The sequence below is a fragment of the Verrucosispora sp. SN26_14.1 genome (assembly GCF_004307965.1).
Classification (GTDB): domain Bacteria; phylum Actinomycetota; class Actinomycetes; order Mycobacteriales; family Micromonosporaceae; genus Micromonospora.
This window is the reverse complement of sequence record NZ_SISL01000014.1, coordinates 1-23,733: the sequence shown is the minus strand read 5'-3', so window position 1 is coordinate 23,733 and position 23,733 is coordinate 1. Positions and strand designations below refer to the sequence as shown.

Sequence of the window (23,733 nt, the reverse complement as noted above, 5' to 3'; positions counted from 1 at the left end):
CTCAGGCGCTCCTGGGGGCCGACGGGACCAGCTCGAAGAGGATCCCGGACGGAGGCGCGGCGACGTGACGCTCGCGGACCAGGTCCCACCCGGCTGCCTCGAACGCCTCCAACCACTCCTCCCGACTGGGGATGTAGACGCCCATCAGGGCGTGGATCAGCTCGAAGCCGAGGGTGAAGATGGTGGTCGTCTCCGGGCTGGCCGGACCCGGGGTACGGACCACGTCGCAGAGCATCAGTCGCTTGACGTTCGGGAACGCCCGGCGCAGGTTGGCCAGCCCGTCGACGCACCGCTGCATCGGCCAGAAGTCGTGGCCCATGAAGACGCAGGTCACCACCTCCACGTCGGCGAAGACCTCGGTGGGCTCCAGGGCCAGCACGTCACCTTGGACGATGTGGACGCGACCCTCCAGGCCCGCGTCGGCCACCGACTTCTCGGCCAGTTCCACCGAGCCCCGGGCGATGTCGACGCCGACCGCGCTCACCGACGGGTCGCGCTGGGCGATCCGGATCAGGCGCTGCCCGGAGCCGCAGCCGAGGTCGGCGATCACGGCGAAGTCGAGCCCGGTGACGATCTCGTCGAAGAGCGGCTCCACCTCGCTGTCGCCGATCAGCCGGGAGCCGATCGCCACGGCCCGCATGTCGCGGTGGTAGAAGTCGCCCGTCCGCTGTTCGGGTGCGGCGACGTCCGGGGCGATGGAGAACAGTTCGCCGCACCCCTTGACCACCCAGTAGAAGTAGCCCCGGGCGGCGTAGACGTCGGCGAAGCCCGGTCCGGTCCGGTACCGGTCCCCGTCGGCCTCGACCACCTTCGCCCAGACCAGCGTGTCCAGCAGCCCCCGGACCACGCCGTGGTCGAGGCGGTTGCCGGCGGCCGTGGCCACGTCCGTGCCGCCCTCGGCGTGCAACAGGTCGAGCAGGCCGATCTGGTGGCTGGCGGAGATCGCCGAGGTGACCACATAGGACGAGAAGAGGCTCGCGGCTGCTCCGACCGTGTACGAGGGAGCGTCCGCAGAATATGTCTCGACGATGGTGTCGGTCATTGTTTCCTCCTTAGCGGATTTGTGGCGCCGCCGGAGACGACTCAGCCCACAACGCGTCCATCGTCTCGTGTGAGATGTGCCGTTCCAGATCGGTGGTGGCGGCGTAACCCATATTGATGATCGTCCGTACTCCCCCGGTGATCGGATAGACCCTGTGCAAGGTGGTGTCGGTGCGCATCAGATAGAGGTCACCGGGCACGAAGGAGGCCGAATAGGTCGGGCCGGCCAGGAATGCCCGGTGGATCTCCGGGTTCTCCTTGTTCCACGTCGTCCCCGGCACGCACTGCACGAAGCCGCCGTGCTCGACCGCCGGGCACTCGATGATCCAGACCAGCGCGAAGGCGTAGTCGTCCCAGTGCCAGCCGTGCGTGTCCCCGCTCTCCTCGAGCCGGGTGATCACGTACTGCTCCGGCTCGTACGGGCAGGGCAGCACGGCTTCGCCGGCCACCTTCGAGAGCAGCGCGAGCAGGGCCTCGGACTGGTACACCGCCGGGATGACCGTGCTGCGCTCGGCCACCTCGTCCCGTCGCACGTTGCGCATCCGGCGCAGGGTGTTGCCGGTCGCGGCGAACCGCAGGTCGCGTCGGACACCGGCCTCGCCGACCAGGTTCAGCACCTCGGTCGCGACGGTCTCCTTCAACTCCTCCGGAACGACGAAGGACACTTTTGTGAAACCGAACTTCGCGAGGTGCTCACGTGCCTCGGTCAGCTGTTCCGAGCTGACCTCGTGCGCCGCGAGTTTCGCGAGGGGATCCACCACAGAAGCTTCCACAGTTACCTCCTATTCGCTTCTCTTACGCCGTTTTCGCCCATACCCGAGCCACCGGTCGCGGCGCGGACAACGCACTTTCATCGCGTCGAACATGCGGAAGGAACACGGTCACGCCACGGTTGACCGGAAGAACTCGACGAGCAGGGCGTTGACGGCGTCCGGCCGTTCCAGATAACCGAAGTGCCCGCACCGGGCGACCTCGGTGAACCGGGCGCCGGGGATCGCCTCGGCGACCTCCCGACCGAGATGCGGCGGAGTCACCAGGTCGTCGGCGAAGCCGACCACCAGAGTGCCGTCCGTCGGCGGTGTGACGGCCCGGTACGCGTCGAGCCGGTCCGCCATCCGTTCCAGTTCGGTCTGGGCCTCGGCCACCTCCAGAGAGGGCGGGAAGAACTCCATCAGGTCCAGCCAGGAGCGGGCCTGCTTCTCGTCGTTGAGCGTGTGCGGGGACAGGCTCTGGATCAGCCGCCACACGGCGTACGCCTGCGGCGGCAGCGTCGCCTCCCCCAGCGCGATGGCCGCCTCCGCCGTGGCGAGCGCGCCCCGGAACGTGTCGGTCCGGCCCCGCGTCGCCATCAGCACCGCCTGCTGCACCAGGTCCGGCCGGGTGACCATCACCTCCTGCACCACGTGCGCGCCCATCGACGTGCCGACCAGCCGGGCCCGGCCGCCGCAGATTCGCTCGACCAGGGCGACGACGTCGCCGACGAGGTCTTCCACGGTCGGCTTCGCCGCGCCCGGCGGCACCGGCGCGACGCCACGGTTGTCGAAGGTGACGACCCGGTACCCGGCCGCCACCAGCGCCGGCACCTGGTGCAGCTGCCACACGCTGCCCGGGCTACCGGTCCCCATCACCAGGACGACGGGTTCCCCGGTGCCGCGCTCGGCATAGCTGATCTTCGTGCCGTTGGCCACGACGAGTGGCATGACTGGCTCCCTCGCTCCTGGGTCAGGCCACCGGAAGGGACAGGTTCCGGACGTCCCGGGGCGGCCGGGTCGGCGACAGCGGCAGCGACCGCGTCCCGCCGACCACGGTGCGGCGGGGGCGGGGCATCGGGTCGACGTCGCTGTCGGAGACGCAGACGCTCATCACCCGGTGTCCCTCGAAGAAGAGCAGCCCGCGTTCCCGCAGTCCGGCCAGCCGCGCCTCCAGCACCTCGGCCAGATGCGGCAGCTCGGCGCCCAGCTTGTCCACCCGTACCGGCTTGTCGAGGTGCAGCAGCAGCTCGGTGTCGACCTCGTCGATCGGGTAGACCAGCTCCGCACCCGCGCGGGTGTCCCGGATCGTGGTGCCACCGGCCGTCCGGGTCAGGGTCAGCGCCGGGCCGCTGCCCGCCGCCCACGCCGAGTTCCACTGCCCGACCCGCTCGCGCAGCGGACGCAGCCAGGTCGCCGACGAGATCATGTAGTCGGAGACGTTCTGGTCGGCGAAGTAGTAGGCCACGTCGCGCAGGCCGTCACGGTCGAACGGGTACGTCAGCCGGTAGTGGTCCACCGGTTCCAGGTCCAGCCCGTACTCGGCGGCGTTGTTGAAGTACGGGCTGAACCGGTCGAACCGCACCGGGAAGCAGCCCTGCGGTGGCGGCAGATGGGCCAGCAGCGGCAGGTCCTCGACGTAGCGCCGATAGGTCTCCTCGGCCTCGCCGGGGAACCCGATCAGCAGGTTCCACACCGGGCTGATCCCGAGCCGCAGGCAGTTCTTCAGGAACTGGATGTTCTGGAACGACGACGTGCCCTTGCGCATCAGCTTGAGCGTCGGCGTCGCCATCGCCTCGATGCCCGGCTGGATCTCGTTCACCCCGGCGCGTTCCAGCACCGTCATGTCCTCGATGTCCAGGCCGACCTTCACCTCGTAGAAGATCGAGATGCCCTCGGGCGGATCGAGCTTCGGGAACACGTCGGTGAGGTAGTCCATCGGCATGATGTTGTCCGTGCAGCAGTACTTCTTCGCCCACGGCGCGTGCGAGAAGAGCCAGTCGAACTGCTTGAGCGCGTTCTCCGGTCGCATCGCCCGGTAGGCCATGGTCTGACCGTTGAGACCGCAGAACGTGCAGTGTGCCCGCTCCCCCCACCAGCAGCCCCGCGAGGTCTCGAAGAACAGCATCGGCTCCGCCGCGGCGGCCGGTAGCTGCACCATCTGGTCGAACGACTCGCGGAACTCGGTGTAGTCGGGGTCGAAGTAGTCGTCGATGTCGGCGTTGGGGCCGATCCCCTTGCGGTAGCGGCTCTCCATCTGGTTCCGCCGGGTGACGACCCCACGGATCCGGTGCGCCCGCTCCAGGTCGTCGTCGAGCACGCTGCGCAGGAACTCGGGGAACGTGACCAGCGCCGGGCCGGAGAAGACGAAGTCGAGCTGCGGGCAGTTCTGCGCCAACGCCGCGCCCATCGGCGCCTCACAGTTGGCGCCGCCGATCAGCGTGGTCACCGCCGGGTTGCGGTCCTTGACCATCCGGGCCGCCGCGAGACTGGGCAGGTTCTGCGTGAACATCGAGCTGAAGCCGAGCAGGTCCGCCTCGTCGAGGCGGTACTTCTCCACCATGCCGCGCAGGAAGTCCTTGAGACCCTCGCGGCGGCGCAGCACGGTACGCCGCAGGTCGGCCTTTGCCGGGCCGGTGAAGTAGCGGCTGAAGTACTCGTCCACGTTGTCCGGCAGCTCCGGGAAGGCGAGCTGCCGGAACATCCAGTCCCCCACCCCGGCGACGTGGAAGTCCATGTCCCCGGCGATGGCGTCGTACTCCTGCGCGCCGAAGTAGCGGACGAAGTCGTGGTTGAGGTAGCAGACCTGCACGTCGAAGTCGTCCGGGAAGTCCCGGCGGACCAACGCGGAGAGCTGACTGAGCGCGAACGACGGTCGACGCCGGTCGGCGAAGGGCATGTTGACGAGGACTAGCTGGCGCACGTGGACCCTTCCACGATCGAGGGCTGCCAGCGCGAGTACTGGCGCAACCCGTACAGCAGCGGGGTGTCGGCGGTGTACTGGACGTCGGAGACCTGGCCCACCACCAGCGCGTGGTCACCGACGACCCGGACGTCGGAGAGGGCGCAGGCGGCGAACCCGCAGGCGTCCTCCACCAGCCACGGCAACCGGTCGTCGCCTCGGGGCTGCCACCTCACCTGGTGGAAGCGGTCCGCCTGACCGGTGGCGAAGACCTCGGCGGCCCGCTGGCCCCCGGCGTGCAGCAGGTTGACCCCGAACCTCCCCCGGTCCTCGATGGCGGCCAGCGTGCGGCTACCCACCTTGAGGCTGACCAGCAGCGTCGGCGGCTCCAGCGTGACGCTCATCAGCGACGAGCAGGTCAGCCCCCACGGCGCCCCCTCGCCGTCCACACTGGTCACCACCGCCACGCCGGTCGGGAAACCGCTCATGAAGGTCCGGCAGCCGTCGGCCAGCGACGGCTCGGATCCGGGACGCATCGGTACGACCGTCATCACCCCTCCGCCGCCGGTTGGATGGTGCTCAGGTACTCGTACGCGCTCGGCAGGGTGCTCACCAGCCGCTCCGCGTCGGCCCGGATCGCGGCCAGCTCGGCCGACGCGCGGGTGGGGTCGATGTGCGCCAGCGCCGGCCGGGGACTCTTCGGGGCGAGACCCATCCCGAGGCAGATCGTGATCCACGAGTAGACCTCGAACCCGTGGTAGTACGGGTAGATGGTGCTCTCGTCGAGCAGCCGCACGGCCGCGGTCTCCAGGCGCTCGGCCAGCCCGTCCGGGATCGCCCGGACCTTGGTCTCCCGCCAGTAGTCGGTGTCCTGCCGGGGCGAGGCGACGTAGTGCAGGACCAGGAACTCCTTGACCCCGTCGATCACCCGCGCGACCTTGTCGTTGTAGCCACGGATGAGCGTCTCGTCCCAGGTGTTGTCCGGGAAGTGCTTCACCAACTGCTCGATGGCGTGCTGGATGAAGAAGATGCCGGTGGACTCCAGCGGCTCGACGAAACCGCTGGAGAGGCCGACCGCGACGCAGTTGTTCACCCAGGATCGCTCGTTGCGACCGATCCGCATCCGGATGTGGTTGGCCTGCAGGTCGTCCTGACCGGGCGCGGCGAACTCGCGCAGCGTGCGCTCCGCCTCCTCCGGCTCGCAGAACTCGTCGGAGTAGACGTAGCCGGTGCCGATCCGGCCGTACAGCGGGATGGTCCAGATCCAGCCGGCGTCCTTGGCGGTGGCCCTGGTGTAGGGGGCGATCCCGTGCTCCGCCATGTCGCGGGGCACCCGCAGCGCCACCGCGCGGTTGTTCGGCAGCACGTCGGTGAAGGAGACGAACTTCTCCTTCAACGTCTGGTTGATCAGCAGGCCCCGGAAGCCGGTGCAGTCGACGAAGAGGTCACCGGTGACGTCGCCCTGGTCGCGGGTGGAGACGTGGGTGATCCAGCCGCGCTCGTCCTGCCCGACACCCACCACGTCGTCGACGACGTGCCGGACGCCCTGCGCGACGCCGAGCTTGGTCAGGTAGCGGGCCATCAGCGCGGCGTCGAAGTGGTAGGCGTACGGGAACTGCGCCCGCTGTTCGTCCAGGGTGGAGCGGCCCAGCTCACCGTCGAGGCTCGCGGTGAACAGACTGCCGTCGAGCATGCGCGGGGAGCGCTGCGCCTCGCAGAGGTACGGCGTGATGAACGAGCCCCGGTCGAAGCTCTCGGTCGGGTCGCCGAGGGCCAGGTTCCACTCCGCCGCGGTGAACCCGTCGGAGGTCCGCAGCCGCTCGAACGGGTGGAAGAAGTGGCTGCCGTCGCCGCGCCAGTTGTCGTACTTGATGGCCAGCTTGTAGGAGCCGCTGCACTGCGGCATCCACTCCCGCTCGTCCAGCCCCAGGTAGTCGAAGAAGTGCCGGATGGTGCTGAACGTCGCCTCGCCGACGCCGATCGTGCCGACCGCCGCCGACTCCACGAGGGTGACCGAGATCCGGTCCTGGAAGGCGGTCTTGAGGTAGGTGGCGGTCATCCAGCCGGCGGTCCCGCCACCGACGATGACAACGTCGCGGATCATCATGCCTGCGCTCCCTGGATCGCTTCCCGAACGGTCCGCACGCTGCGCGGCCGCATGTCCTTCCACACCCGGTCGATGTGGTCGAGGCACTCCTGACGGGTGCCGTCGGTGCCCTCGTCCTGCCAGCCCGGCGGGTTGGGCCGGTCCGACCACCACACCGAGTACTGCTCCTCGTGGTTGACCACGACCTTGAAACGGACGTCATCCGGCTGCGTCATCGGTGGTTCCTCTCATGCCGTGGGGATCTCGTGGTCACGGGCGTGCCGCAACCGGTCGGCCAACGCCGGGCCGATGGTGTCCAGTGCCGGAGCCTGCGTCATCCGGTCGTGCTCGTCGTCGACCGGCAGCACGTCGACGCGGCCGTCGACGTACGCCTGCCAGACCGTGGCCGGGTCGAGGCGGTCGTCCCAGGTCCGGGTGGCCACGAACAACTGCACGTCGCCGTGGAAGCGTTCGGGCGTGAACGCGTCCATCAGGCGGGCGTTGTTGAGCACCACCCCGGTCAGCGCCTCCACGGTCTTCGCGTCGAGCAGTTCGTCGCCCGGATCAGGCCGCTCCCCGTCCTCCGGGTCCCCGGTCGTCGCGTCCCGGTCGGTGGCCGCACCCGGCCGGCCGAGGGCGTCGAAGAGCAGCGCCCGGGCCTCGGCCGCGGTCTCCACCCGGACGTCCTCCACGTCCATCGCCGGGTAGCTGTCGATCAGCGTGAGCACCGCGACCTGCTCCCCGTCGGCCTGCAGGCGGGTGGCCATGGCGTGCGCGACCAGACCACCGAAGGACCAGCCGAGCAGGTGGTAGGGGCCGTGCGGCTGGATCCGCCGGATCTCGGCGAGGTAGTCGGCGGCCATCTCCTCGACGCTGCCGGCCAGCACCTCACCGCCGTCCGCGCCGCGCGCCTGCAACCCGTAGATCGGCCGGTCGATGCCCGACTGCCGGAGCAGCCCCGAGTAGCACCAGCTCAGACCACCGACCGGGTGTACGCAGAACAGCGGCGCGCCGTCGCCGTGCACGCGCATCGGCATCAGCACGTCGAACGGGTCGGCGGCCACCCCGGACTCGACGGCCGACGCGAGGCTGGCCACGGTCGGGTTCTCGAACAGCGCCCGGATGGTCAGCTCCACGCCCAGCGCGGCCCGCACCCGGGAGACCAGGCGGGTCGCCAGCAGCGAGTGACCGCCCAGGTCGAAGAAGCCGTCGTCGACACCGACCGTGTCCAGGCCCAGCACCTCGGCGAACAGGCCGCAGAGCACCGTCTCGCGGGGGCCCACCGGTCCCCGGCCACCGGCGCCGCCGGTCGACTCCGGGACGGGCAGCGCCGTGCGGTCCAGCTTGCCGTTGGGAGTCAGCGGCAGCGAGTCCATCGGCACCAGCGCCGAGGGCACCATGAAGCCGGGGAGTTGTTCGCCGGCCAGCGCCCGCAGGGCGGCCAGGTCGACCTGGCCACCGGCGACCGGGCAGACGTACCCGACCAGTCGCTGGTCGCCGGGGCGGTCCTCGCGTACCACCACGGCGACCTGGCCGACGGCGGGGTCGGCGGCCAGGACGGCCTCGATCTCGCCGAGCTCCACCCGGAACCCGCGGACCTTCACCTGGTCGTCGGCGCGGCCGACGAAGCTCAGGTTGCCGTCCAGCCCCCAGCGCACCACGTCGCCGGTGCGGTACATGCGCGATCCGGGCGGGCCGAACGGGTCGGCGACGAACCGGGTCGCGGTGAGTCCGGCGCGTCCCCAGTAGCCCCGGCCCAGGCCGGCACCGGCCACGTACAGCTCACCGGCGGCGCCGGGTGCCACCATCCGCAGCGCCTCGTTAAGCACGTACAGCCGGGAGTTGAGGATCGGCTTGCCGATCAGCGGCACGTCCCCGTCGGAGACCCGGTACGACGCGGTGTCGTTCGAGCACTCGGTCTGGCCGTAGAAGTTGTAGCTGGCGGTGTCCGGGGTGGCCCGCATCGCGTTCCACAGCGTCTCGGTGACGGCCTCGCCGCCGACCATCAGCACGGTCGGGTGGTGCCGGCCGTCGGCGAACATGCCGGCCGCGACGAGCTGCTGCATGAACGACGGCGTCAGATCCACGAACCCGATGCGCTGCCGGTCGATGTAGTCGACGAAGGCCTCCGCGTCGCGGCGCACGAAGTCGTTGATGACGTGCAGCTCGTGCCCGTCGAGCATCCAGAGCAGCGAGTCCCACGAGGTGTCGAACGTCAGCGGCGCGGTGAAGCCGATCCGCAACCGGCCGCCGCCGGCCGCCGCCACCTCGGGCCGGAAGAACGTGGTGCGGTGGCTCCAGTACAGGTTGACCATGCCCCGGTGTTCGATCACGACGGCCTTCGGCCGACCCGTCGACCCGGAGGTGTAGATGACGTACGCGGGGTTCTCCGGCCGCAGCGGCGCAAGGCGTTCCGGGTCGGCCAGCTCCGCGTCGGAGAGCGCGGCCAGCTCGGTGCGGACCGCCTCGTCGTCGAGCCGGACCACGGGGGTGGTCAGCGGGGGCAGCGCCGCGAGCCCGGCGGCGGTGCCGAGCACCACCACCGGCGCGGCGTCGGCCAGCATGAACGCCAGCCGGTCCGCCGGATGCTCCAGGTCCAGCGGCAGGTACGCGCCACCGGCCTTGAGTACCGCGAACAGCGCCACGACCATCTCCGCCGACCTCGGTACGGCCAGCGCGACCACCCGCTCCGGGCCGACCCCCCGGTCGACCAGCAACCGGGCCAGCCGGTTGGCCCGCCCGTCCAGCTCGGCGAAGGTCATCCGGGTGTCGTCGTGGACCACCGCCACCTCGTCACCGGTGGCGGCCACCTGCTCGGCGAGCAGGTCGATCAGCCGCACCGGCGGCGCGGGCCGACTCGGGCCCATCCAGTCCACGGTGAGCGCCTGACGTTCCTGCGCCGACATCACCTCCAGCTCGCTGACCGGCAGGTGCGGGTCGGTCGCCGCGGCGGAGAGCAGCCGCACCAGGCGCTCGGCCAGGGCCGCCACCGACGGCTCGTCGAACAGGTCGGTCGAGTACTCCAGGTAGCCGCGCAGGCCCGCCGGAGAGCCGTCCGGACCGTAGTCCTCGAACACGTCGAGCGTCAGGTCGTACTCGGACACCCCGTGCCGGACCGCCTCGTGGCTGACCTGCAACCCGGCGAAGTCGAACGCGGCCGAGGCGTTGTTCTGGAAGGCCAGCAGCACCTGGAACAGCGGGAACCGGGCCAGCGAACGGGTCGGGCTGACCGCCTCCACGACACGCTCGAAGGGCACGTCCTGGTGGTCGTAGGCGGCCAGGTCGGTGTCGCGTACCCGGTCGAGCAGCTCGGCGAAGCTCGGGTCGCCGCCGACGTCGGTGCGCAGCACCAGCGTGTTGACGAAGTAGCCGACCATCGCCTCCAGCGCCGGGTCACCCCGGCCCGCCGACGGGGTGCCGATCGGGATGTCGGTGCCCGCGCCCATCCGGGACAGCAGCGCGGCGAGCCCGGCCTGCACCACCATGAACAGGCTCAGTCGCCGGTCGCGGGCCAGGCGCAGCAGCCCGTCGTGCTGGTCGGAGTCGAGCCGCAGGGCGACGGTGTCCCCCGCGTAGCTGGCCACCGGCGGGCGGGCCCGGTCGGTGGGCAGCGACAGTTCCTCCGGCGCACCGGCCAGGTTGGCCCGCCAGTAGTCGAGCTGCCGGTTGACCTCGCTGTCCCGGTCGCCGTCGTCGCCGAGGATCTCCCGCTGCCAGACCGCGTAGTCGGCGTACTGCACCGGCAGCGGCGACCACTGCGGGGCCCTGCCCTGCCGGCGCAGCGAGTAGGCGTCGGCCAGATCCCGGCTCAGCGGGGCGAGCGACGCCCCGTCGACCGCGATGTGGTGCATGACCAGCAGCAGCACGTGCAGTTCCGGGTCGATCCGGAACAGCTGCGCCCGCAGCGGGATCTGCGCGGCGAGGTCGAAGCCCTGCGCGGTGGCCGAGGCCAGCGCGTCGGCGAGGTCCGCCTCGGTGATGTCCCGCACCGGCATCGGCGGCCGGGTCGGCGGCAGGACCGTCTGGAACGGCACCCCGCCCTCCTCGCCGAACACGGTGCGCAGCGGCTCGTGCCGCGCCACCAGGTCGGCGACGGCGGCGGCGAGCGCGTCGGCGTCGAGCGAACCGGCCAGCCGCAACGCGATCGGCGTGTTGCGGGCACCGGTGTCGGTGCCGTCCATCCGGTCCAGGAACCAGAGGCGCTGCTGGCCGAAGGAGAGCGGGATCCGCTCGCCGCGCGGCACCGGGCGGACCGCCGGTCGGGCCGTCACCGTGGGGTCGATCGCCTTGGCGAGCGCGGCCACGGTCGGGTTCTCGAACAACGCCCGGATGGTCAGCTCCACCCCCAGCACCGACCGCACCCGGGAGACCAGGCGGGTGGCCAGCAGCGAGTGCCCGCCCAGGTCGAAGAAGCCGTCGTCGACGCCGACCCGGTCGACGCCGAGCACCTCGGCGAAGAGCCCGCACAGCACCGACTCGCGGGGACCGACCGGCCGGCGTCCACCACCGGCGCCACGGGTCGGTGCCGGCAACGCGGCCCGGTCCAGCTTGCCGTTCGGCGTCAGCGGCAGCGCCGACAGCTTCACGATCGCCGACGGCACCATGAAACCGGGCAGCCGCTCGGCCGCCGAGGCCCGCAGCTCCTCCACGTCGACCCGGGCACCGTCCGCCGCACAGACGTAACCCACCAGCCGCTGGTCGCCGGGGCGGTCCTCGCGGACCACCACCGCGACCTGGCCCACTCCGGGGCCCGCCGCCAGCACCGCCTCGATCTCACCCAGCTCGACCCGGAACCCGCGGACCTTGACCTGCTCGTCGGCGCGGCCGAGGAAGCTCAACCCGCCGTCGGGCCGCCACCGCACCAGGTCGCCGGTGCGGTACATACGCGATCCGGCCGGTCCGTACGGGTCGGCGACGAACCGCGAGGCGGTCAGGCCGGGCCGTCCCCGGTAGCCACGGGCCAGCCCGGGACCGGCCACGTACAGTTCGCCGGCCGCCCCGGGCGCCACCAGCCGCAGCCCCTCGTCCAGCACGTAGACCCGGGCACCCGAGATGGGGCGACCGATGTCGGAGCGGACCGACTGCGGGTCGGGCGGGCCGTCGGCCTCGTACACCCGGGAGCTGACGTCGATGGTCGCCTCGGTCGGCCCGTACGCGATGACCATGCGACGGCCCGTCGACCAGTACGCGGCCACGTCGGGCGGGCAGCCCTCGCCGCCCGTGATGATCGCTCTCAGGTGCGGCAGTTCCCGTTGCGGGACGGTGGCCAGCACCGACGGCGGGATGTGCGCGTGGCTGATCCGGTGCTCGGCCAGGTAGGCGTGGAGTTCCTCGCCGGCCACGGTGGTCGGCGACACCACGAGGCAGCCGCCGGCCAGCAGCGCCATCGACACCTCCGCCACCATCACGTCGAAGCTCGGCGACACCAGCTGCGACACTCGCGCGCCGGGCCGGGCGTCGTGCCGGACGATCTGGTTGGCCAGCAGCCCGGCCAGACCGGCGTGGGTCACCTCGACGCCCTTGGGCACGCCGGTGGAGCCCGAGGTGTAGATGAGGTACGCCGGGTCGGCGACCCGCAGCGGGCCGAGCCGGTCGGTGTCGGAGAGGTTCGCCGGAGAGGCCGCCGCCAGGTCGATCTCCTCCAGCACCACCGCGGTGGACGCCGCCGCCACCGGTGGCACGGCCAGCCCCGCCCGGGTGGTGAGCACCACCGTGGGCGCGCTGTCGTCGAGCAGGAAGGCGAGCCGCTCGGCGGGATACGTGAGGTCCACCGCCAGGTAGGCCGCACCGGTCTTGGCGACCGCGACGATGGCGACGATCAGGTCGATCGAGCGGGGCAACGCGAGCGCGACCGTCCGCTCCGGGCCGACGCCCCGGGCGACGAGGGTACGGGCCAGGCGGTTGGCCCGCTCGTTGAGTTCGGTGTAGCGCAGCGTGCGCCCGTCCGCCTCGACGGCGGGGGCCGACGGGGTGGCCGCGACCTGCGCCTCGAACAGTTCCGGCAGGGTCAGGGCGGACACCGCGCCGGCACTGCCCGCCCAGGTGGTGAGCAGTTCCCGCCGTTCCCGCTCGGCCAGGATCTCCACCGCGCAGACCGGTGCCGTCGGCTCCGCCACCAGGTTGCCCACCAGCCGGACCAGCCGGTCGGCCAGCAGCTCGGCGGTGGTGTGGTCGAACAGGTCCGTGGCGAAGTAGACCTCACCGGTGAGCCGGTCGTCGACCAGGTGCATCATCAGCGCCAGGTCGAACTGGAGCGACGAGAGCGCGAGATCCTGCGTCCGCACCTCGACGTCGGCCAGGCCGGTGGGCTCGTCCTCGGCCCCGGCCAGCGTGAACATCACCTGGAACAGCGGCGACATGCTCTGGTCCCGGACCGGGTTGAGCCGCTCCACCACCTGGTCGAAGGGCACCTCGGCGTGGCTGAGCGCGCCGAGCACGGTGCCGCGTACCCGCTCCAGCAGTTCGGCGAAGGTCGGGCCGTGCGGGCTGTCGCCGAGCTCGGTGCGGACCACCACGCTGTTGACCAGGAAGCCGACCACGTCGGCGAGTTCGGGGTGGTCACGGCCGGTGACCGGGGTGCCGACGGCGATGTCGCGCTGGCCGCTCACCCGCGCCAGGAGCACCTGGAAGGCGGCCAGCAGCACCATGAACGGCGTGACGCCGCGTGCCGCGGAGAGGTCGCGCAGCCGCCGGACGGTCTCGGCCGGCACCTCCAGCCGCACCCGGTCGGCGGCGAAGCTGGGCGTCGCCGGGCGCGGCCGGTCCAGCGGCAGACGCAGCACCGGCAGGTCGGCGAGTTGCCCCTGCCAGTAGTCGAGCGCCTCCTCGTACCGGCCGCTGTCCCGCCGCTCCCGCTGCCACCAGGCGAAGTCGGCGTAGTGCAGGGTCACCGGGTCGAGGTCGGGCGCGGTGCCGGCCCGCCGGGCCCGGTAGCACTCGGTCACCTCGCGCCACACGACCTGGTGGGACCAGCCGTCGTAGGCGATGTGGTGCAGCACCACCAGCAGCACGTGGTCGTGCTCGCCGACCCGCAGCAGGAAGCCGCGCAGCACCGGGCCGCTGCCCAGGTCGAACGGGCGGGCCCACTCGTCGTGCAGGACCCGGGTGATCAGGTCGTCGGCGAGGCCGGTGACCGTGACCACGGGCAGCTCGACCGGGTACGGCGCGTCGACCACCTGCACCGGGCCGTCGTCGGTGGCGACGTAGTGGGTCCGCAGGATCTCGTGCCGGGCGACCACGTCACCGAGCGCGCCGGCCAGGGCGTCCACGTCGAGCGCGCCGTGCAGCCGCACCGCGACCGGCATGTTGTACGCCGGTGACTCCGGCGCGTACTGCCAGAGGAAGTAGAGCCGCTCCTGCGCGTACGACAGCGGCATCCCGTCGGAGAGGCGGGGCACCGGTATCGGGGCCGGGCCGGCGATGTGCACGGTGGTGGCGAGCCGGGCGGCCATCGAGGCGACCGTGGGGGCGTCGAACACCGCCTGCACCGGCAGCTCGATCCCGAGCGCCTGACGCAGGCCGAAGACGACCCGGGTGGCCAGCAGCGAGTGCCCGCCGATCTCGAAGAAGTCGTCGTGCACGCCGATCGGGTCGGTCCGGCCCAGCACCTGCTGCCACACCTGCGCCACGGCCCGTTCGGTCTCGTCGCGCGGGGCGACCCGGTCCACCGTGCCGTCCTCGGGCGTGACCGCCGGCAGCCGGGACTTGTCCACCTTGCCGCTGAGCGTGCGGGGCAGCCGGTCGATCGGCACGAACGCCGAGACCCGCAACTGCGCCGGCAGGCGCTCGTCCAGGTACGCGCGGAGGTCGCCGCCGGTGGGCGCGGTGCCGGTCGCGGCCACCACGTACGCCACCAGCCGGTGGTGGGAGACCCCGTCCCGGACCGCCACCACGCACGCCTCGCTGACCGCGTGGTGCCCGCGCAGCACCGCCTCGATCTCGCCCGGCTCGACCCGGTGACCCCGGATCTGCACCTGGTCGTCGCTGCGGCCGATGAACTCGACGGCCCCGTCGGCGAGCCACCGGCCCCGGTCACCGGTGCGGTAGAGCCGGCTGCCGCTGTCGCTGCCGTACGGGTCGGGCAGGAACCGGTCGGCGGTGAGGCCGGGCCGGTTGAGGTAGCCCCGGGTCACCCCGTGGCCGCCGACGTACAGGTCACCGACCACCCCGATCGGGACCGGACGCAGCCGCTCGTCGAGCACGTGCACGGCGGTGTTGGCCACCGGGGAACCCACCGGCACGATGCCGGAGGCGGTGCTCACCCCGGGCCGGGCCGCGAACATGGTGCTGTCGATCGACGTCTCGGTGGCACCCCAGGCGTTGACGATCCGCACCCCGGGCGGCAGCACCTCCAGCGCGGGGGCTAAGTCGCTGATCGCGAAGCTGTCCGCGCCGACCATCAGCAGCTTGAGGTCGGGCAGCCGCCGGCCGCTCTCGGTCAGGTGCGCGGTGACGGCGGTCAGCACGGCGGGCACCGTGTCGAAGGCGTCGACGCGCTCCGCCGCCAACTCGCCCACCAGCGCCTGCGGGTCACGGGCCAGCGAGCGGGGGCCGAGCACCAGACAGCTACCGAAGGCCAGGCTACGGACGACGTCACCGACGAAGACGTCAAAGGCGGAGCTGGCGATCGTCATCCAGCGGCGCAGCGGTCCCGGGTCCCAGGTGGTCCAGGCCGCGCGCAGGTTCGCCGTGCCGCCCCGGGTGACCATCACGCCCTTCGGCGTACCGGTCGAACCGGAGGTGTAGATCACGTACGCGAGGGCGGACGGCGGGGCGGTACGCGGCGGACGGGCGGCCGACACGTCGGCGAGCGTGGCCGGGTCGTCGAGCCGGACCTGCCGCCACGGACCGGTGGGCAGGTCGGCTGCGGTGCTGGCGTCACAGAGCACCACCGTCGGCGCGGCGTCGTCGAGCAGCACGGCGATGCGGGCCGCCGGCTGCTCCGGGTCCACCGGCATGAACGCGGCGTCGGCCTTGAGCACGGCCAGCGGCGCGACCACGGTGTCGTGGCCGCGTCCGACACAGATCGCCACCCGGTCGTCGATGCCGACACCGAGCCCGCGCAGCAGGTTCGCGATCCGGTTCGCGCGGTCCTCGACGGTGCCGTAGTCGAGCGTCCGCCCGTCCCAGACCAGCGCGGGTGCGTCCGGGGTGGCGTCCGCGTACGCCTCGAAGTGCTGCTCCACGGAGATCGACGGCGAGTAGCTGAGCCGGGTGCTGTTCCAGTCCCGCACCAGACGGCGCTCGTGGCTGGTGGAGAGGCGGTAGTCGCCGATCGGGCGGTCCGGTGCCTCGGCGATGCCGGTGAGCAACTGTTCCAGGTGCTCCACGATCCGCTCGGCGGCGTCGGCGTCGAAGAGGTCCACGCTGTACTCGAGTTCACCGGTCAGCCCCTCGGGACCGTCCCGCAGGCCGAGCGTGAGGTCGACCTGCGCGCCCTGGGCCGCCCCCGAGTACGGCTCGACGTCGACGTCGCCCAGGTCCCAGGCGTCGTTGGCGCCGGCCGCGTCGCCGTCGGTGGTGAACATGACCTGGAACAGCGGGGTGGCGCTGGCGTCCCGGGCCGGGTTGATCCGCTCGACGACCTGGTCGAACGGCACGTCCTGGTGGGCCAGGCCGTCGAGCACGACGCTCCGGACGCGGCCGAGCAGTTCGGTGAAGGTGGGGTCGCCGGAGAGGTCACCGCGGAGCACGACGGTGTTGGCGAAGAAGCCGACCAGCCCGGCGACGGCGTCGGAGTCCCGGCCGGCGACCGGCGTGCCGACGGCGATGTCCGGCTGGCCGGAGAGCCGGGACAGCAGCACCTGGAAGGCGGAGAGCAGCACGACGAACGGGGTGCAGCCGGTGGACCGGCCGAGTTCCCGCAGCCTGTCGGCGACCGCAACGGGCAGCCGGACCGGCACCCGGTCACCGGCGAAGGTGGGGGTGGTCGGGCGGGGCCGGGCGACCGGCAGGTCCAGCACCGGCACCTCGGTCAGTTGCTCCTGCCAGTGCCGCAGGCCGGGCTCGTACCCGCCGTCGGCCTGGCGGCGTCGCTGCCACCAGGCGACGTCGGCGACCTGCACCGGTAGCGCGGGCAGCCGCTGGGCCGCCGCCGCGCCGTCCCGGTAGACCGTGGACAGCTCCCGCCACATGATCGGCAGGGACCACCCGTCGCAGGCGATGTGGTGCATCACCAGCAGCAGTACGTGTTCCTCGGGTGACCGCCGGAACAGCGTGGCCCGCAGCACCGGCCCCTCGGCCAGGTCGAACGGCCGCAGCGTCTCGGCGTCGATCAGCTCCCGCAGCGCCGACTGCGCCCCGGCCCCGGCCGGTACGTCCACCACCGGCAGCGGCACCGGGGCCGCCGCCTCGACCACCTGCTCCGGGCCCTGCGCCCCGTCGACGTACCGGGTCCGCAGCACCTCGTGCCGCGCCACCACCGCCGACAGCGCGGTGCCCAGCGCCGCCACGTCCACCCGCCCCGTCAGGCGCACCGCCACCGGCGCGTGGTACGCCGCCGAGGCCGGTGCCAGCCGCCACAGGAAGTAGAGCCGTTCCTGGGCGAACGACAGCGGCAGTGCCTCGTCGCGCGGGGCGCGCGGAATCCCGGTGGGACGCGCGTCGCCGCGTCCCAGCCGCTCCAGCAGCAGCCGACGGCGCTCCGGGGAGAGCTGGGCGAGCCGCTCGGCGAGGGTGTCAGACATGGAGGTCCCTTCGGAACTGGGCCGTCGGTGGCCGGCTAGGAGTTCGCCAGGAGCGCCCGGACGTCCTCGTCGGACATCGACTCGACGCTCTCCAGCGCCTCGGCGAGGAGGTCGTCCTGTTCGCCGAGCGCCTCGTTGATGGCCTTGGCCAGGTCCTCGACGTACGGCGCTTCGAGGATCCGGCGCAGTTCCAGGTCCACCCCGAACGTGGTGCGGATGCGGAACGCCACCTGCACGGCCTGGAGCGAGTGCCCGCCGAGGGCGAAGAAGTTGTCGCCGATGCCGACCCGCTCGACGCCGAGGATGTCGGCCCAGACGGCGGCGACCTCCCGTTCCAGGGCGTCGCGCGGGGCCACGTGCGCACCTGCGGCCTCCGGCCGCTCGGGGTCGGGCTCCGGCAGCACCGCCCGGTCGATCTTCCCGTTCGGGGTGAGCGGCAGCGTGCCCATCACCACGAACGCGGACGGCACCTCGTACTCCGGCAGGCGCTCGGCCATGAACGCGCGCAGCCCGGCCACGTCCACGGACGTGCCGGCCGCCGGCTCGACGTAGCCGACCAGGCGCACCGGGCCGGTGCCGGACCGCAGCGCCAGCACCACCCCGGAGGCCACCGTCGGGTGCGCCACCAGCACCGCCTCGACCTCACCCAGCTCGACCCGGAAACCCCGGACCTTGACCTGGTGGTCGGCGCGGCCGACGAACTCCAACGTCCCGTCGGCACGCCAGGAGACCACGTCCCCGGTCCGGTAGAGCCGGGCACCGGGCACACCGGAGAAGGCGTCCGGCACGAACCGGTCGGCGGTCAGCCCCGGCCGGTTCCAGTAGCACCAGGCGACACCGGGGCCGCCCAGCCACAGCTCGCCGGGAACCCCCACGCCGACCGGACGGCCCCACTCGTCCACCACGTACGTGGTGGTGTTGGTGATCGCCGCACCGATCGCGCCGGAGCTGGCCGGGACCTCGGGCAGCGGGTTGCAGGTCGAGATGCTGGTGACCTCGGTCGGGCCGTAGATGTTGTTCATCCGGGCACCGCCCGCCCGCACCGCGGCGTCGATCGCGCCGAGGTTGATCCGCTCACCGCCGATGTAGACCTGCTGGAGCGTGGTGAAGGCGTCCGGGATCTCGTTGACCGTGGAGTTGAACAACGCGGTGACGATCGCGACGGCGCTGACGTTCTCCCGGCGCAGCAGTTCGACGAAGCGCGGCGGCGAGAGCGCCACGTCGGTGGGGACCACCACCACCCGGCCGCCGTTGAGCAGCGGCCCCCAGACCTCGAACAGCAGCGGGTCGAAGGAGGCGTTGGAGACCTGGCCGACGGCGCGCAGTTCCTCGGGCCGGATCAGGTCGGTGTCGCGGACCAGGCGGACGATGCCACGGTGCGGCACGACCGCGCCCTTGGGCCGGCCGGTGGAGCCGGAGGTGTAGATGAGGGACGCGGCGTCCTCGGTGACGGTGCCGGCCCCGGTCGGCGTCCCCCGGCCGTCGGGCAGCGGCGGCACGTCGGTGATGTCGACGGTCTCGCGGCCGGTCAGCGGGAGCTGGTCGAGCAGGTCCCGGTGCCCCACCACCACCCGCACGTCGGTGTCGGTCAGCATGAACTCCAACCGCTGCGCCGGGTAGTCCGGGTCCAGCGGCACGTACGCGCCACCGGCCCGCAGCACGCCGAGCATCCCCACCACGAGGTCGGCGGAGCGCCGGCAGCACAGGCCGACCAACGAACCCCGGCCCACGCCGGACTCCGTCAAGCGCGCCGCCAGCGCGTCCGCGCGGGCCAGCAGCGACGCGTACGACACCGACACCTCGCCGTCGACCACCGCGACCGCATCCGGCGTCGCCTGCGCCCAGCCGGCCACCAGCGCGTCCACGGTCAGCTCCGGGGACTGCTCCCGCCCGGTCCGGTTCCACCCGTCGACCTGGGCACGTTCGGCGGGCGAGGTGAGGTCCACCTCGACCAACGAGCGGTCCGGGTCGGCCACGATGGAGCGCAGCGCGGCCAGGTAGTAGCCGCGTACGCGCCGGATCTGCTCCGGCGAGAACTCGGTGGTGTGGTAGTCGAGCCCCATCAGCAGCCCGCTGGCGCCCGGGTCGCGCAGGAAGCCGCAGACGAACGGGTAGTTGGTCGGCTCGACCCGCATGGTGGTGAAGGAGTTGATCTTCGGATCGACGATCCGGACGTCCCGGTCGGCCAGGCCCCGCATGACGTGGAAGTGGTTGTAGACGAAGTGCGACTCGTAGAGCGACTCCCCGCCGGCCAGGCGCTGGATCTCCGCCATCGGGAAGCGGCGGTGCGGCAGCAGCTCGTTCTCCTCGTCGAGCATCGCCCGGATCAGGTCCGCCCAGGTGCCACCGGCCACGGTCGCGGTGACCGGCAACGAGTTGAGGAACAGGCCCCGCGACTCGGTGCCGTCGAGCACCTCCAGGCGGCCGTTGAAGGCCATCCCGGTGGACACCTCACGGCTGCCGGTCAGGTGGGCCAGCACCCGCATGTGCGCGGCGAGCAGCACGCTCTTCAGCGGTACGCCGACACCGGCGGCCACCCGCTCCAACCCGGCACAGAGGTCGTCCGGGATCTTCGTCTCCAGCCAGCGGTAGAAGTCGGAGTGTCCCGGCGGCAGTTCCCACTCCAGCAGCGGCTGCTCGTCCACGGCGGGCTCCGGCTCCGGCAGCGGCTCCACCTCGGCGCCCTGCGGCCAGCGCGGCAGCCGGAGGCGGTTGGCCTGCCGGACCCGCGCCGACCAGAACTCCCGCTCCTCCGTCGAGGCGAGCGCCTCCCGCTCGGCCTCGACGAACTCGCGGTAGGTCGAGGCGGGCTTCGGATCGGCGCTGCTCGACGGGTCGCGCATCAGTTCCATGTAGCGCTGGAGGATCTCGGTGATCGAGGAGTGCAGGCTCCAGCCGTCGAGGATGGCGTGGTGCTCGACCAGGGTCCACTCGAAGGACTCCGCGCTGCGCCAGTGGAAGACGAAGCGCCACAGCGGCGGCCGGGCCAGGTCGAACGGGACCTCGCGCAGCCCCTCGATCACCTCGACGATGCGGCGGTCCTGCTCCTGCTCGTCCAGCTCGCGGACGTCGTACACCTCGATCGGCAGGTCCGCCTCGCGGTGCACCACCTGGAGCATCTCGCTGTACTCGCTGAGGTGGAACGAGGTCCGCAGGATGTCGTGCCGGTCGACGATCTGCCCGATGGCCCGCCGGATCAACGCCTCGTCGAACGGCGCGCGGACGTGGAAGCTGTCGACGTTCTGGTACAGCCGACGTCCCTCGTCGGCCTCCATGTGGAAGATCATCCCGGCCTGGAGCACCGCCATCGGGTACGCGTCCACCGCGTCCTCGGGCAGCCGCTCCCGGTCCGCCTCGGAGATCAGCGCGAAGGGCCGCCGCTCGGCGGCGGGCGCCTGCGCGGTGGTGACCTCACCGGCCAGCGCGGCGATGGTGGTGCGCTGGAACAGTTGCTGCAACGAGAAGTCGAGCCCCTTGGCGCGGGCCAGGCCGATCACCTGGACGCTGCGGATCGAGTCGCCGCCGAGGTGGAAGAAGTTGTCCTCGACGCTGACCTGGTCGAGTTCCAGCACGGTCGCCCAGATCTCGGCGAGAGCCTGCTCGGTCTCGTTGCGGGGCGCCACGTACGCCCGGGCCAGCGCCGGGCGGTCGACGCCGGGCTCCGGCAGCCGTCGCCGGTCGATCTTGCCGTTGGCGGTCAGCGGGAAGGCGTCGAGCACCGTCACCACCGACGGGATCATGTGGCTGGGCAGCGTCGGTTCGAGGAACTCGTGCACCTCGGGAACGGTCAGGTCCCCGTCGGCGACCAGGTAGGCGACGAGCCGACGTTCGGTGCCCGCCTCACCGTGCGCGATCACCAGGCAGGCGCTCACCGCGGGGTGGGCCAGCAGCGCGGCCTCGACCTCGGCCGGTTCGATCCGGAAGCCCCGGATCTTGACCTGGTGATCGAGGCGGCCCAGGTACTCCAGCGTGCCGTCGGGACGCCAGGTCGCCAGGTCGCCGCTGCGGTAGCGCCGTCCGCCCGGGACGACCGGGTCGGCGACGAAACGCTGCGCGGTCAGCTCCGGCCGACGCCAGTAGCCGTGCGCCACGCCGTCACCGCCGACATAGAGCTCACCGGGTACGCCGATCGGGGCGGGACGGCCGTACTCGTCCAGCACGTGCAGGCTCAGGTCGGCCACCTGCCGCCCGATCGGGCTGTGCCGCTCGGCCAGCAGATCGGCGGTGAGCAGGCAGTACGTGGTGTGCACCGTGGTCTCGGTGATGCCGTACATGTTGACCATCTCGGGGCTGGTCTCCGGGTGCCGGGTCCACCAGCGACGCACCGCGTCGGGGTCCAGCGCCTCGCCCGCGAAGATGACCACCCGGACGGCCAGGTCCGCCCGACGCCGCTCGTCGACGGCCTCGAACTGCCGGAACGCCCCCGGCGTCTGGCTGAGCACGGTGACTCCGGCGCGCTCCACCAACTCGTAGAACGCCTCCGGGTCGCGGCTCTCCCAGTAGCGCACCACCGCCAGCGTGGCGCCGTGGGTCAGCGCGCCCCACGCCTCGAAGACGGAGACGTCGAACGAGGCGGAGTGGAAGAGGCTGAACACGTCCTGCGGGCCGAAGTGGAACTGCTCCTCGGTGGCCGCGAACAGCCGCAGCACGTTGCGGTGCGAGACCATGACCGCCTTCGGCAGCCCGGTCGATCCGGAGGTGTAGATGAGGTACGCGGGGTCGTCGACCGCCGGTGGGACGAGGTCCGGGGCGTCGGCGGTGTCGACGCGTACCGCCTGCTCGATCGCCACGGTGCGGACGTCCTCGGGCAGCGTCAGGTCGGCCGGGATCGCGTCGCTCTGGGCCACCACGACCCGCAGGCCGCTGTCGCGCACGATGAAGTCGAGCCGGTCGGCCGGGTAGTTGGGGTCCAGCGGCACGTAGGCCGCCCCCGCCCGCAGCGCACCGAGCATCCCGACGACCAGGTCGGTCGAGCGGCGGCAGCACACCCCCACCATGTCGCCCCGACCGACACCGGCCCGGCGCAGGGTGGCGGCCACCGCGTCGGCGGCGGCCAGCAGGTCCGCGTACGTGGTGCGGGTCTCGCCGTCGAGCACCGCGACGTGGTCGGGGCGCTGCTGCGCGTGCCGGGCGACCAGGTCGCCGATGGGCGCGTCGACGGGGAAGGTCCGGGTGATGCCCGACCAGCCCTCGATCGTGTCGCGCTCCTGCTCCGGCAGGCCGCAGACCTCGGCGACGGACCGGTCCGCGTCGGCGACCAACCGCTGCACCAGCGTGAACCACTGCGCGGCGAAGCGGTCCATGGTGGAGGCGTCGAAGAGGTCGGTGGCGTACTCCAGCTCCACCCGCATGCCGTCGGCGCCGGTGTCGTAGACCAGCAGGGTGACGTCGAACTTGGCGGTGCCGGTGTCGATGCCGACCGGGGCGGCGTTCACGCCGTCGCCGAGCCGCCATCCGGTGGGGTCCTGGCGTTGCAGCACGAACTGCACCTGCACCAGCGGCGACCAGGCCAGCTCCCGTTCCGGCGCGAGCGCCTCCACCAGGGCCGCGAACGGCACGTCCTGGTGGTCCTGGGCGTCGGCCGAGGCGGCCCGGACCCGACCGACCAGGTCGGCGAAGGTCGGTGCGCCGGAGGTGTCCACCCGCAGCGCGAGGGTGTTGACGAAGAACCCGACCAGGTCGTCCACCTCCGGCACCGGCCGACCGGCGACCGGCGTGGCCACCACCACGTCGGTGCGGCGCGACCAGCGCCCGAGCAGCAGGGCGAAGCTGGCGAAGAGGACGTCGAAGACGGTGCTGGAGCGCTGCCGGGCCAGTGCCCGGACGGCGTCGGCCACGTCGGGCGCCAGCTCGGCGTGCCGGGTGTGCCCGGCGTAGCTCTGCACCGGGCGGCGGACCCGGTCGGCGGGCAGTTCCAGCACCGGCGGCAGGTCGTCGAGCTGCTGCCGCCACCACTCGACGCCGTCGGACAGGCGGTCACCGGTGAGCTGGTCCCGCTGCCAGGCGGCGAAGTCGCCGTAGCCGAGGGACCGGTCCCGGGCCGGCGGGCGGGTGCCGGCGACCAGCGCCCGGTACGCCTCGGCGAGTTCGCCGAGCAGGATCTCCAGCGACTGCCCGTCGCAGGCGACGTGGTGGATCGACAGCCAGAGCAGCCACCCGTCGTCGGCGTGCCGGATCAGCCCGGCGCGCAGCAGTGGTGCCCGCGACAGGTCGAAGGGTTCGGCGACGGCGGCACGCGCCGCGTCCCGCGCCGCCGCCTCGGCTCCCGTC

At 72.2% G+C, this 23,733-nt stretch carries 9 protein-coding genes; all 9 read right to left on the bottom strand.

All coding sequences use genetic code 11. From position 1 onward, the window contains the following. Position 1 precedes the first annotated feature (1 nt). Entirely contained in the window at positions 2-1,042 is a 1,041-nt protein-coding gene (locus tag EYA84_RS03030; protein WP_131051454.1) for a class I SAM-dependent methyltransferase, read from the bottom strand. Positions 1,043-1,052: 10 nt separating this feature from the next. Continuing rightward, positions 1,053-1,799 (bottom strand): hypothetical protein, encoded by a 747-nt coding sequence (locus EYA84_RS03025; RefSeq protein ID WP_131051453.1) that lies wholly within the window; start codon positions 1,797-1,799, stop codon positions 1,053-1,055. A 123-nt stretch (positions 1,800-1,922) separates the two neighbouring features. After that, entirely contained in the window at positions 1,923-2,741 is an 819-nt protein-coding gene (locus EYA84_RS03020) for an alpha/beta fold hydrolase (protein WP_131051452.1), read from the bottom strand. 22 nt (positions 2,742-2,763) lie between these two features. Beyond that, on the bottom strand, positions 2,764-4,713 hold the full coding sequence (locus EYA84_RS03015) for a RiPP maturation radical SAM C-methyltransferase (RefSeq protein ID WP_131051451.1): 1,950 nt from the start codon (positions 4,711-4,713) through the stop codon (positions 2,764-2,766). Continuing rightward, complete coding sequence (locus tag EYA84_RS03010) at positions 4,701-5,243, bottom strand: flavin reductase family protein (protein WP_131051450.1); 543 nt, start codon at positions 5,241-5,243, stop codon at positions 4,701-4,703. The genes EYA84_RS03015 and EYA84_RS03010 overlap by 13 nt, the downstream gene beginning before the upstream one ends. Then, positions 5,243-6,799: a tryptophan halogenase family protein gene (locus EYA84_RS03005; RefSeq protein ID WP_201272278.1), complete on the bottom strand. Its 1,557-nt coding sequence runs from the start codon at positions 6,797-6,799 to the stop codon at positions 5,243-5,245. The genes EYA84_RS03010 and EYA84_RS03005 overlap by 1 nt, the downstream gene beginning before the upstream one ends. After that, positions 6,796-7,014 (bottom strand): MbtH family protein, encoded by a 219-nt coding sequence (locus EYA84_RS03000; protein ID WP_131051449.1) that lies wholly within the window; start codon positions 7,012-7,014, stop codon positions 6,796-6,798. Before EYA84_RS03000 ends, EYA84_RS03005 begins: the two co-directional genes overlap by 4 nt. Before the next feature lie 12 nt (positions 7,015-7,026). Further along, a complete protein-coding gene (locus EYA84_RS02995) occupies positions 7,027-17,463 on the bottom strand; it encodes a non-ribosomal peptide synthetase (RefSeq protein WP_131051448.1) in 10,437 nt (3,478 codons plus the stop codon). Positions 17,464-17,498: 35 nt separating this feature from the next. Beyond that, a partial coding sequence (locus EYA84_RS02990; RefSeq protein WP_131051447.1) for a non-ribosomal peptide synthetase occupies positions 17,499-23,733 on the bottom strand: 6,235 nt, incomplete at its 5' end.

Excerpts from the sequence above, each read along its gene's own strand:
- EYA84_RS03020 (WP_131051452.1), bottom strand. The coding sequence starts at position 2,741 with ATGCCACTCGTCGTGGCCAACGGCACGAAGATCAGCTATGCCGAGCGC.
- EYA84_RS03005 (WP_201272278.1), bottom strand. The coding sequence starts at position 6,799 with ATGATGATCCGCGACGTTGTCATCGTCGGTGGCGGGACCGCCGGCTGG.
- EYA84_RS02995 (WP_131051448.1), bottom strand. The coding sequence starts at position 17,463 with ATGTCTGACACCCTCGCCGAGCGGCTCGCCCAGCTCTCCCCGGAGCGC.
- EYA84_RS03030 (WP_131051454.1), bottom strand. The coding sequence starts at position 1,042 with ATGACCGACACCATCGTCGAGACATATTCTGCGGACGCTCCCTCGTAC.
- EYA84_RS03000 (WP_131051449.1), bottom strand. The coding sequence starts at position 7,014 with ATGACGCAGCCGGATGACGTCCGTTTCAAGGTCGTGGTCAACCACGAG.
- EYA84_RS03010 (WP_131051450.1), bottom strand. The coding sequence starts at position 5,243 with ATGACGGTCGTACCGATGCGTCCCGGATCCGAGCCGTCGCTGGCCGAC.